The sequence below is a fragment of the Brasilonema sennae CENA114 genome, from assembly GCF_006968745.1.
Lineage (GTDB): Bacteria > Cyanobacteriota > Cyanobacteriia > Cyanobacteriales > Nostocaceae > Brasilonema > Brasilonema sennae.
The window spans coordinates 2,100,580-2,111,915 of sequence record NZ_CP030118.1; the positions used below are offsets into that span (position 1 = coordinate 2,100,580).

The window sequence follows — 11,336 nt, forward strand, 5'->3', positions numbered from 1 at the left end:
ATTTTCTTAGAGGTGTCTCAATAATGGCTTCAAAACAGTCTCATACAGCGGAAGAAATTCAAGCATGTTTGGTGTCTATTCTTGCTGAGGCACTGAAAATCGCACCTGATGAAATTAATGTTCAAGATTCATTAGAAAACTACGGTTTGAACTCAGCCCAAGCTATGCTTCTCATTACCCAAGCAGAAAAAATGCTGGGATTTGAAGTCTCTCCAATGCTGCTATGGCATTACCCAAATATTGAAGCACTTTCCGAGCGTTTAGCTGAAGAATCGCAAGATTTAGAGTCACAAGTTGATGACAAAGTGACCCCTCGAACAAATGTTTCTGTTTCCAAAACGACAACGGTAAATTTGCAGGCAGAAGCTGTTCTTGACTCGAACATTCGTCCCTCATTGAGTTATCAATTTACCACTGAACTAAATAATGTCTTCTTAACTGGAGGAACAGGCTTTTTAGGTGCTTTCCTAATTGATGAACTACTACGGACGACTGATGCAGATATCTACTGCTTAGTACGTGCTACGACTTCTGACGAAGGGAAGCAGAAGGTAAAGAAAAACTTGCAACAATATTTACTTTGGAATGAAGAGTTCAGCCCCAGAATTATCGCCATTCCCGGAGATTTATCTCAGCCACTCTTAGGGATGAGTACGGAAGGGTTTGAAATGCTGGCAGCTAATCTTGACGCTGTGTATCACAGTGCCGCCATGCTGAACTATGTGTATCCCTACTCAGCATTGAAGACTGCGAATGTTTTGGGAACGCAGGAAGTCATACGCTTGGCAAGTTCAATCAAAGCCAAACCTTTACATTACGTTTCTAGTGTTGCTGTTTTTGAATCACCTGCTTATGCTGGCAAAGTCGTTAAAGAACAGGATAAGTTTGACCATTGGGAAGGTATTTTTCTGGGTTACTCTCAGACGAAGTGGGTTGCGGAAAAGTTAGTCAAAATTGCTGGCGATCGCGGACTTCCCGTTACCATCCACAGACCACCACTCATATCAGGGCACAGTCAAACAGGTATATCTAACACCCATGACTTTACCAACTTAATGATCAAAGGTTGTCTTGAGATGGGATGTTTTCCAGACGTGGACTATATGCTGGATATGTCTCCTGTGGACTATGTGAGTCAGGCGATCGCCTATCTATCAAGACAGAAAGAATCCATAGGCAAAGCTTTCCACTTGCAACATCCTGAACCTATCTCTTTAAAGATGTTAGTTGAGTGGATGCACTCTTTTGGTTTTCCAATTGAATTGGTTCCTTACGATGAGTGGCAATCAATGTTAGTAAAAAATGTCACTTCTCAACAAAATCCTTTGTACACACTGCGACCATTCTTGCTTCAGAAGTGGTCTCAAGAAGGACTCACCATTCCAGATTTGTATCTGCAAGCGAAAAGACCAATTATTAGCTGCCAAGATACTCTTAAGGCACTAGCTGGAAGCTCTATTGTCTGTCCACCAATAGACTCTAGATTGTTTCTGACATACTCTTCTTACTTGATTTCGAGTGGTTTCTTGAACGTTGCATAAAACGACAAGATTCAAAGGGGTGTAAGCCAAGATAGGGGTATAGGGGTGTAGGGAAAATGCATTTATATTCCTATCCCTTTACACCCTTACACCCTCACACCCTTACACCCTTACCCCCCTAGCTTCTTTAATTGACAAGTTGGGTTAAGGCAGATGCAAAACCCAACAATTTTTTTTGCTTACACAAACAGGCAAAGACGCAAAGTTCTTCTGAGCGCCTTTGCATCTTTGCATTTTTACAGTGAACAGTGAGTCCAGCGCTGCAGGCGGGTTTCCAACGCCAGATACCTACGGAGGCAGACCCTCATCAAGTACTGGCTCCGCCGTAGGCGACTGGCGAACCCGATAGCCGTAAGGCGTGGCGTTAGCCATAGGGTGAACAGTTATCAGTTATCAAATTATTGTTCATTGATAACTGGTAACTGATAACTGGTTTAACAAAAACTATTTTAAAATTGTCAAATCTTGCTGTTAGCAATGCTGGCAACACTGCCATCTTGATTAAATGGCAATGTCTATGAACCGCGTATCAATATTGCCAGCACTTCAAATTCAAGCCATAACCTTCCACCGCAACAACCGCAACAGAATTGTTATCAGGTACAAGCTCTAGCAAGCTCCACTGTTGCTCTGTTTTTAGCAATGCTTGTCCTCCTGGAGTCAGAGAAACCTCTATTTGCTCTAGCTGAGCAATTCCTACTCCAGTTGCTTTTAAATATGCTTCTTTGCAAGTCCAGTAGCGGAAAAACACCTGTTGCATTTGATGGGGAGGAAGCCCAGACATCACTGCATATTCCCCAGGAGAAAAGTATCGTTTCGCAAGGGCCAGAACGTCGGAAATTGGGCGGACGTACTCTAGATCTACTCCGACCAGGCGATCGCAACTCACTGCACACAGAGCTAAGCCTTGCGAATGAGTTAAGTTAAACCATATTTTACTATCAGCAAATGTATCTGCTAACACTGGCTTGCCAGAGGATTCATAACAGAACTGCAACTCTTGCGGTTCTACACCCAAATAGCGACCCAATATCGTTCGCAGTATACCCCGACCAGCAATAAAACGTTGTCGATGCTGTTCTTTATAGAACCGTTTTGCCCGACAAACTTCGTCGCTGGAAAGGGTTGCTGTCAAATGTTGCAACTGTGTTTCTGGTCTGTCAAGGTCGATTCGCCAGACATGAATTTCATCCTGCAACAAAGTTAAATCTGCCGATGCAGGTAGCCACAAATGATTATTAACAGTCATTGAGTCACGCAGTAATAGTCAGCTAATGTCTGAATTAGATACTTAAATTTCGAGAGGACTGATAGCTAGCACCCGTATCGAACGCCCTCCGGGAACGCCCGTCGCTTGGCTGTCGGGAAACCCTACCAAGAGCGCTGGTCTCACCGGTGTGAACTATTATCCCTAACTCATTGTCCAGTAATTTACCACTCCTGCGACAAGATGTAGAGGAGGCAGTGGGTTGCGGTGAGACAGTGCCCTTCGGGTAAGCGCAAAGCGCACGCGATCGCGTTCGCAGTCGCCTAGGTCGGGAGACCCTCATCAAGCGCTGTCTCACCGTGCAGGGGGTTCCCTTCGTGCATGCAAACCGCTGTGATATGTGGATTTAGCCCAGTTTCCCCTCGTCTGGGTTTTCATCAGAAAACCCCAATCTCACACTCAAATTAAAGTCAAACGGTCTTGTCGCTTTTTTCAAGAGATACAAGAAAAAGTGCGTTGTCAAAATCAGTTTTGCTTTTTGACTTCCCGTTATTATATAGCTTTTAATGGTTGTCCTGATAGTTTTTTTGTAACCGATTTTTAATTTTTTAACTATATAATAAGTTCTTCTAACATCAAGACCGCCTCAGTTCACAATTGAACTGAGGCGGTCTAATTTCGAGAGGATATTACTATCTGCTTTTTCTGATTTGATTGATAATTACACCTGTTGCTGCACCTGTTGCTGCACTGCCAAAGGTACCTCTACCACCGTTAGTAATACCATTAGTGGCTGCACCGGCGGCTGCACCTACTCCAGCATCTTGAATGATGCTGCGTTGCTGCCTTTCTTTACGAGTGCCTCTAAGACCATTAGCACCATTGATAGCAGCACCAGTACCAGCACCATTAATGGCACCGTTGATCACGCTACGTCCTCTAATGATGCCTGAGACAGCGCCAACACCGGCTCCAATGGCTGTATCCTCAAGGATTTTATCATCAGCAGACGCAGGTTGAATTGGAACCAAACTGACACCAGCTAAACTTGCAGCCAATAGGCTGGGCATAAATGCGCGTTTCAAAATTTTGTTCATAGAATCTCCTTTTCAACTTATCAACCGATTAGAGAAAAGTTGAAGTTGTTCCAGTTTTTACCTTTTCTCTAGTCTAGACAATAAGAAACTTTTTCTCAATGAAAATGCTTTCATGATTACCGTACCTTTTATTCAAAAAGCCTGAATCCACTCTTGGACAGAATATTCAGTCCAGATGCCATTTTGCCAATACGGATCGGCTTCTACTAATTGGCGTACGATCGCTTCGTCTTCCGCTTCATAAATGCCAAAAACTTTAGTGACATCTGTCGTAGGACCAATAGTAACTAACACACCGGATTCTTTCTGTTTTGCTAGTCCATCTAGATGTGCTTGACGGTAAGGGGCGCGTTTTTCCAGAACGTCTTGGCAGTAAGTTCCCCACATGACATATTTAGGCATAATTTTACGAATTCAAAATCCAAAAAATCAAAGTTCAACAAAACACGAACAAACAAGAGCAAAAAATTTCTTTAGTTTTCACTCTTGTTTCTTGTGGCTTAACTCCTCAAAGTTACGCCAAATTTCTCCGCTAGGGCTTCGCGGACTTTATTATGTACTGGTTCAACTTCGCTATCGGTGAGGGTGCGATCGCTTACTCTATAAATCAAGCGAAATGCCAAACTCCGTTGTCCTTGGGGCACATGCTCCCCGCGATATTCATCAAACAATTCTACAGATTTCAGTAATTCTTTACCTGCTTTGGTGATGACTTTTTCAATTTCGGCAACACTCACCTTAACAGGCGCAAAGAAAGCAATATCTCGGTCTGCGGCTGGATAAGTGGAGTAAGGGTGGAATTGTGGTGTTAAGATTTCATCTTCATCTAGAGAATCCAAAAGCACATCTAAATCCAACTGGAACAGGTAGACTGAATCTGGTAAACCTTTTTCTTGCCGCAGTTGGGGATGCAATTGCCCAAACAGACCAAGCCTATTACCTCCTATCCATAGGGAAGCAGTGCGTCCTGGGTGCAAGCGGGAATCTCTGCAATCCGGTTGATATTCTACCTGCAAGCCAAACTGTTGAAACACATTTTCTAAAATACCTTTGGCTTCAAACCAAGTCATTGGTTGTTCGCGATCGCTTGTTGTCCATTTACTGGAGGAAATATCGCCTCCCATAATCCCAGCAATAACGTCTGTTTCTTGCAAACCTTCTTCTTGCCAGAAAATTCGTCCAATTTCAAAGCCGTTCAGCGAACCATTGCCCTGTTCCAGGTTGTATTGAAATGCATCAATTAATCCCGATATCAAGTCAGTTCGCAACGCCGAATATTCCACAAATAACGGATTTGCCAACACGATTTGTCTATCTTCCCCAGGTTTTACCAAGGAATAGTGGATTAATTCTGTCAATCCTTCTGCTCGCAATAGTGCTCGTAACTTGCGAATCAGTTCTTGTTCAAGAGGCAAATAACCTGCTTCTGCCTTGTCTGGCAAGGTATCGCAAAAGCGATCATAGCCGTAGAGACGAGCAATTTCTTCAATTAAGTCTATTTCCCGTTCTAAGTCGCGGTAACGATAGGGAGGTACGGAAACCATCCACTTGTTATCGGGTATGGAAGTGAGTTGACATCCCAATGCTGTGAGGATGCGTTCAACATCTGGGCTTTGGATTTCTCCTGTTTCCTCACCTAAATCAATTGGTCCGAGAACCTGGTTGACTCGATCCAAGCGTAATTCAATCGAACGCGACCAACTAGAGCGATCAGGACGAGAATCATTAATTTCTTGATGTATGATAACTCCTCCAGACAGTTCGCTAATCAGCGATAACGCACGACGAGTTGCGACTTCCAACTCAGCGCGGTTGACTCCCCGTTCGTATCTTCCAGAGGACTCACTTCTTAAACCGACACTGCGAGAAGAACGCCGAATTGCGACTGAATCAAATAGCGCTGCTTCTAAAACGAGGTTTTGAGTTCCATCATGCACTTCGGTTTCCTCGCCACCCATAACTCCTGCGATCGCAACAGGTTTATCATTAGCGGTGATCAGCAAATTTTGTGTAGATAGAGTGCGAGTTTGTCCATCGAGAGTTTTGAGAGTTTCCCCAGCGTTGGCGAAGCGGACACCAATCGCCAGATTCTCACTTCCAGCAACCGATTGTAAACGGTTACAGTCAAAAGCGTGTAGTGGCTGTCCCCATTCCAACATTACGTAGTTAGTAATATCTACAATATTATTGATGGGTCGCACTCCAGCAGCACGCAAGCGCTGTTGCAGCCACTCAGGTGATTGTGCAATTTTTACCTGGTCAATCACCGTGCCAATGTATGCTGGGCAAGCTTGTGTATCAGCGATTTTTAAAGTTAAATTAAACCCACCTTGAGAAATCGAAACTTCACCTGCTTGAGGAAGCGTTAGCTTTGCCCCTGTCAAGGCTGTGACTTCCCGCGCGATACCAACCATACATAAGGCATCTGCACGGTTAGCAGTCGCCGTGACATCTAAAATCACATCATCTAAACCTAACAGTGGACGTACATCGCTACCAAGTGCCAAGTTCTCTTGAGGAAAAATATGAATTCCGTCTACATCATTGGGCAAACCCAGTTCCTTGAGGGAACAAATCATCCCCTGTGATGGAACTCCTCGTAGTTTCGCGGGTTTAATTTTTAAATCTATGTTTGGTAAGTAGGTGCCTACAGTTGCTACGGGTACGTAAATATTTGCCCGGACATTGGAAGCACCACAAACGATATTTAAAGTTTCATCCGTACCGATATCGACTTGGCAAACACTTAATTTGTCGGCGTTGGGATGCGGTTGTCGTTCCAGCACTTTCCCCACAACAACGCCTGCTGCCCAAGTGCGGCGATCTTCAATATCTTCTACCTCAAACCCAGATAGTGTCAGCGTTTGTGCTAATTCTTCTGGGCTAAGTTTCAACTCCACTAGTTCTTGCAACCATTTCAGTGAGATACGCATGGTCTTGTGTTGCCTTGTCTGAAATCTAAGCTAAATTAATGCATAGACTATTCTAGAACTATTCCACGAAGTTCCTCACACATTTTGGAATTATGCACACAAAAGCTGCTTTACCTATTACTCTTTTAAACGGCAAGCAAACTTTGCCTATTATTGAAGCTTATTTTGAGTTTAATCATCTTAAACATCTCTATCGTCAGGGTTGGCTAAACCACGGTATTCAACCAAAGTCTTGTGAAAGTGTTGCAGAACACTCATTTTGTGTGGCATTATTAGCTTTATTTTTGGCTGATGAATATCACCTTGAATTAGACACAACTAAGGTCATTCGTATGGCTTTAATCCATGATTTAGGAGAAGTCTATGCTGGGGACTTTACTCCAAAAGATGCCATTGAAAAAAATCAGAAATATCAACTAGAAAAGCAGTCTATTCTTCAAGTACTGAATAAACTTCCTCATGGATTAGAGTGGATTGCTTTATGGGAGGAATACGAAAAGGGAGAATCTGCTGAATCACAGTTTGTCCATCAACTTGACCGATTAGAAATGGCTTTACAAGCTAGTGTATACGAACACTTGGAGCTAGCAAATTTATCAGTATTTTTTCAAAGTGCCAATCAAGCTTTGTCCGCACAGCAACTAAAATCTATATCTAGAGCACTAAAAGATTTAAGGGATTAAACTCAAATCAGCCAGCAAAATACGAAAAAATCTACACTAACTAATATACACACTAAATAATATTCTTAGCATTTTTTACATCCTAATTACTAGATTGTTTATTTAGTAATTAATAGCTGAATCCCTAAGCCAAATACGTAAACACAATTTTGAGTAAATCCGCACGAGTAAAAGGCTTAGTTAAATATCCAGAAGCTCCTACCAATCTAGCTTTTACACGGTCTACAAGTCCTTTATTTCCTGTCACCATAATGATGGGAGTTTTTTTGAACATTGAATTATTTCGGACGATTCGGCATAATTCATAACCATCCATTCCGTCCATATTCAAATCCAGTAATATTAAGTCTGGTTTGTACCTAATAACGGACATAACGGCTTTGAGTGGATCATTGATTGTCACGACAGAAAAATTTTCATCTTCTAAAAAGCGGCTAATTTCTTTAAGCATGGTGGGACTATCATCTACAGAAATAACTTTGTAGACTTTTCGTGGGGTGACAGTAGCGGAAGTTCCTGCTTCATGTTTAAGATTGTTATTATTAGATATTGTTGATTTCTGAATTTTTTCCTTATCCGGAGAAACTGGAGTTTTTCGCTGTTGAGTAACGGCATGACTTGCAGAAATAACAGAGTTATCCGAATATCTGGTGCGAGTTGATCCTACTTCCGAATCAACCAGTTTAGTTTGATCTGATTGCGTAACAGAACGAGAAACTGATATTACATCTGTAAAAGTTTTTGGTAATTTATCAAAGGGTGGATCTGGTTCATGTAATAGTATAGTGCCATTTAAAATATGAGGGTATAATGTTTTGGCTAGTTGGACTTCGTCTTGATTCATAATCACTGACAAATGTCGCAAACTAAAACCCTTCATCCACTCAGTTAACTGAGGGTCTATTCCTGATAATTTATTTGGACTATCTGTGGTTTTAATTAACAAATATGGACGTTGATAGGGAGAAGAAATTTGGGGTCCCAAGGAATGCCAATTCTGCAACTTTTGTTGGCAACGTTCCGCAATTTTTTCGGCATCAAGCTTGCAAATAGTTGGAACTCGACAATCAGAATCTTTTAATGTAAAAGTCGCTTCTTTGGTTAAAAGATATGACTCCAGCACTTCTTTTACCAATTCTTGGATCAGGACTGCTGCTTGTGTAGAATGTAAATAGCGTTCGCTCACTAACCAGCAAATAGCTTGATATTCTGGAGGTAATGGAGCAGGAATCAATTCATCTTGAGTATCACTGTCATGGATGATTGATTGACTTTTGGTGTCTGGTTCAAACATCAAACGTAATTGAACACGAACCTCACCGACAATGCTAGGAACATGATGGCTTAAGCGACGCAAATGACGTTCCAAGCGATCAAACGGTTCAACTGAATGAGTAGCATATGTTATTTTTCCTTGCTCTAGATATATTGACCAGGAAATAGAACTGCTAAACACTTGTAAACAAGTACTCTCAGAACAATTAGATAGATGTCTCAATAAGCTTAAAGGACGTAGTTTGGTAAATGTGCCAAAATTATTCATTTCTCTAGAGATTTTCTGTAAAAGGAGACCGATTGTTGGAATATTCGAGTGATCGGTAATAAATAATAGTATCTCTCTAACTTTGAGATTTATTTATACAGAAATTTTCTCGTCATTTGAGTTATATACATATATTACAAGCTAGAAAGGGATATTATAGCTTGTATATTACATGTTTTTGTAACATGACTAACAAAGTAAATTTTTCAAGTTTTTTAAACAAAAAACAACTGAGTATGAGTTCTATGCGAGTGGCTGGGGAGTCAGGTGTTGGATTTCCAACCAAAATTTGGAAAAAGTGGTTGCGCTCTCACTGGTTGAACATAGGGGTCTTTTTACAGTCCAGACAAAATGCGTCCAATTTTCCACTTATTCTACTCCCAGTTGTAGTTGCTGAATTTTGCATGATCCTTGTTTAATTTTAATTAGTTAATTAAGCTAACAGAGGAGTCGTGCTCTGAGTCATTTGATAAACTTCAATTAGTTATTTTCATCATTCATCCTACCTTTCTACATCGAATCTTTAAATTTCTACGTCAGCAAAGGTACTGAGATACTGTATCGTATACGTATTACGTATAAAACTCGTTTTTCTTGCACATAAGATTATGCTGACGAATTGTTGGCTCAGCTTTACTTCAATTCTGTCTGAGAGAAAATTCAACCAAAAATTTGTTATGAATTTAGCGGCGGAATTTTTGTTAAAGAAATAGTAAGCTATCTGAACCAAAAAAAATTAGATATGGTTTTGTCAGTGCTATAAACTATATACTTTGAGGAAAAGGAAAGCTAAGCTTTGGACTATAACATAACACGAAAAGTTATGCATGATACATTAAAACTTGATGAAGTAGTTGAGTTTGCTGAAAATCCAGAACCTCGTTGTCCTTGTGTACTACTTCTAGATACATCTGGCTCAATGCAAGGTGTAGCATTAGATTTATTAAATCAGGGTTTACAGAGTTTCAGGGAAGAATTAACAAAAAATGCTTTAGCGGCAAGGAGGGTTGAAGTAGCAATAGTTACTTTTGATAGTCATGTGAATGTAGTACAGGATTTTGTGACTGCTGACCAATTCAGTCCGCCGCTACTAACAGCACAGGGACTGACGAGTATGGGTATTGGAATTCATAAAACCTTGGACATGATTCAAGAACGAAAAGCTCAATATCGCGCCAATGGTATTGCTTACTATCGTCCTTGGGTATTTATGATTACTGACGGTGAGCCACAAGGCGAGTCTGAAGATGTTGTAGAGCAAGCAGCGCGGCGTCTAAAAGAAGATGAATCAAGGAAACGTGTAGCATTCTTTACTGTTGGTGTAGACAATGCTAATATGACGCGGCTAAGTCAAATAGCTGTACGTACACCCTTAAAACTCCAAGGACTCAATTTTGTTGAAATGTTTGTTTGGCTATCAGCCAGTATGTCAGCGGTTTCTCATTCCAAAGTAGACGAACAAGTGGCACTACCACCTATTGGTTGGGGTTCTGTTTAGTAGAAGATGTGACAAAATGCTCAAAAAAGAGCACTAACCAAAGATCATCTATGAACACTTCTAAACAAAGACCTCATTGGCGGGTAGTAGCTGCATCGGTATGTGGAACAAGTCATTTGAAGAACAAACAATTGTGTCAGGATGCTCACCATTGGCAGATTTTGCCAGATAATATCTTAGTGGTTGCGGCAGCGGATGGAGCAGGTAGTGCAAGCATGGGTAAGGTGGGAGCAATGATTGCTGTGGAAACAGCGATAGAAAACATCTCTATCAAAGAATTTTCTCGACGAACATTAGTCGATGATAATGCTGCGCGCTCACTTTTGACCGAGGCAATAATTGCTGCCAAGAAAGCTGTCGAAGAAGAAGCCGTCGCTTCCCAGAAGCAGTCCTTCGATTTGGCAAGTACGCTGATTATTGCGTTGGCAACACCAGAATTTGTGGCAGTGGCACAAATCGGGGATGGTGTGGCAGTGGTGAGAGATTTTCAGGATAACCTGATCGCGCTGACCATGCCTGACAGTGGTGAATATATCAACGAAACAGTTTTTTTGACCTCACCGACAGCCCTAGATGCTGTGCAACTAAGATTATGGCGTCAGGCAGTAGCCAATGTTGGTATCCTCACAGATGGACTACAAATGCTTGCCATGAATATGGCAGTGGGAGTTCCTCATAAACCATTCTTCCTTCCACTATTTGACTTCGCAGCGAATGCTGATGACAAAACAGTGGCAAGAGAGCAGTTAGTGAGGTTTTTGCGTTCCGAGCGAATCACGCAACGTACAGATGATGACTTGACACTCATAATTGCTGCTTTGAGTGATTAATAAA

Annotated in this window: 9 protein-coding genes; 4 read left to right on the top strand and 5 right to left on the bottom strand. The window is 41.5% G+C overall.

The genetic code is table 11. The features are described from left to right. Positions 1-23: 23 nt before the first annotated feature. On the top strand, positions 24-1,541 hold the full coding sequence (locus DP114_RS08905) for a thioester reductase domain-containing protein (protein ID WP_171975924.1): 1,518 nt from the start codon (positions 24-26) through the stop codon (positions 1,539-1,541). A gap of 529 nt (positions 1,542-2,070) precedes the next feature. On the opposite strand, the gene hetI is transcribed toward DP114_RS08905, so the two are convergent. The 4 genes from hetI to pheT form a co-directional block, all read right to left on the bottom strand. Beyond that, entirely contained in the window at positions 2,071-2,790 is a 720-nt protein-coding gene (gene hetI / locus DP114_RS08910; RefSeq protein WP_169266601.1) for a 4'-phosphopantetheinyl transferase HetI, read from the bottom strand. A gap of 650 nt (positions 2,791-3,440) precedes the next feature. Continuing rightward, positions 3,441-3,845 carry a hypothetical protein gene (locus DP114_RS08915; protein WP_169266602.1) on the bottom strand — a complete coding sequence of 135 codons (405 nt, stop codon included), beginning with the start codon at positions 3,843-3,845 and terminating at the stop codon, positions 3,441-3,443. 132 nt (positions 3,846-3,977) lie between these two features. Next, on the bottom strand, positions 3,978-4,247 hold the full coding sequence (locus DP114_RS08920; RefSeq protein WP_169266603.1) for a YciI family protein: 270 nt from the start codon (positions 4,245-4,247) through the stop codon (positions 3,978-3,980). A 98-nt stretch (positions 4,248-4,345) separates the two neighbouring features. Then, entirely contained in the window at positions 4,346-6,778 is a 2,433-nt protein-coding gene (gene pheT / locus DP114_RS08925) for a phenylalanine--tRNA ligase subunit beta (RefSeq protein ID WP_171975925.1), read from the bottom strand. 92 nt (positions 6,779-6,870) lie between these two features. Between pheT and DP114_RS08930 the strand changes: the two genes are divergently transcribed. Next, on the top strand, positions 6,871-7,461 hold the full coding sequence (locus DP114_RS08930) for an HD domain-containing protein (protein ID WP_169266605.1): 591 nt from the start codon (positions 6,871-6,873) through the stop codon (positions 7,459-7,461). A 124-nt stretch (positions 7,462-7,585) separates the two neighbouring features. Here the strand turns inward: DP114_RS08930 and DP114_RS08935 are convergent, their stop codons facing one another. Beyond that, positions 7,586-9,004: a response regulator gene (locus DP114_RS08935; RefSeq protein WP_169266606.1), complete on the bottom strand. Its 1,419-nt coding sequence runs from the start codon at positions 9,002-9,004 to the stop codon at positions 7,586-7,588. An 823-nt stretch (positions 9,005-9,827) separates the two neighbouring features. Here DP114_RS08935 and DP114_RS08940 point away from each other — a divergent pair. Further along, entirely contained in the window at positions 9,828-10,502 is a 675-nt protein-coding gene (locus DP114_RS08940; protein ID WP_169266607.1) for a vWA domain-containing protein, read from the top strand. Between the two features lie 50 nt (positions 10,503-10,552). Further along, complete coding sequence (locus DP114_RS08945) at positions 10,553-11,332, top strand: PP2C family serine/threonine-protein phosphatase (RefSeq protein ID WP_169266608.1); 780 nt, start codon at positions 10,553-10,555, stop codon at positions 11,330-11,332. Positions 11,333-11,336: the final 4 nt, after the last annotated feature.

Coding starts and splice junctions, on each gene's coding strand:
- DP114_RS08905 (WP_171975924.1), top strand. CDS start 24: ATGGCTTCAAAACAGTCTCATACAGCGGAAGAAATTCAAGCATGTTTG.
- hetI (WP_169266601.1), bottom strand. CDS start 2,790: ATGACTGTTAATAATCATTTGTGGCTACCTGCATCGGCAGATTTAACT.
- DP114_RS08915 (WP_169266602.1), bottom strand. CDS start 3,845: ATGAACAAAATTTTGAAACGCGCATTTATGCCCAGCCTATTGGCTGCA.
- DP114_RS08920 (WP_169266603.1), bottom strand. CDS start 4,247: ATGCCTAAATATGTCATGTGGGGAACTTACTGCCAAGACGTTCTGGAA.
- pheT (WP_171975925.1), bottom strand. CDS start 6,778: ATGCGTATCTCACTGAAATGGTTGCAAGAACTAGTGGAGTTGAAACTT.
- DP114_RS08930 (WP_169266605.1), top strand. CDS start 6,871: ATGCACACAAAAGCTGCTTTACCTATTACTCTTTTAAACGGCAAGCAA.
- DP114_RS08935 (WP_169266606.1), bottom strand. CDS start 9,004: ATGAATAATTTTGGCACATTTACCAAACTACGTCCTTTAAGCTTATTG.
- DP114_RS08940 (WP_169266607.1), top strand. CDS start 9,828: ATGCATGATACATTAAAACTTGATGAAGTAGTTGAGTTTGCTGAAAAT.
- DP114_RS08945 (WP_169266608.1), top strand. CDS start 10,553: ATGAACACTTCTAAACAAAGACCTCATTGGCGGGTAGTAGCTGCATCG.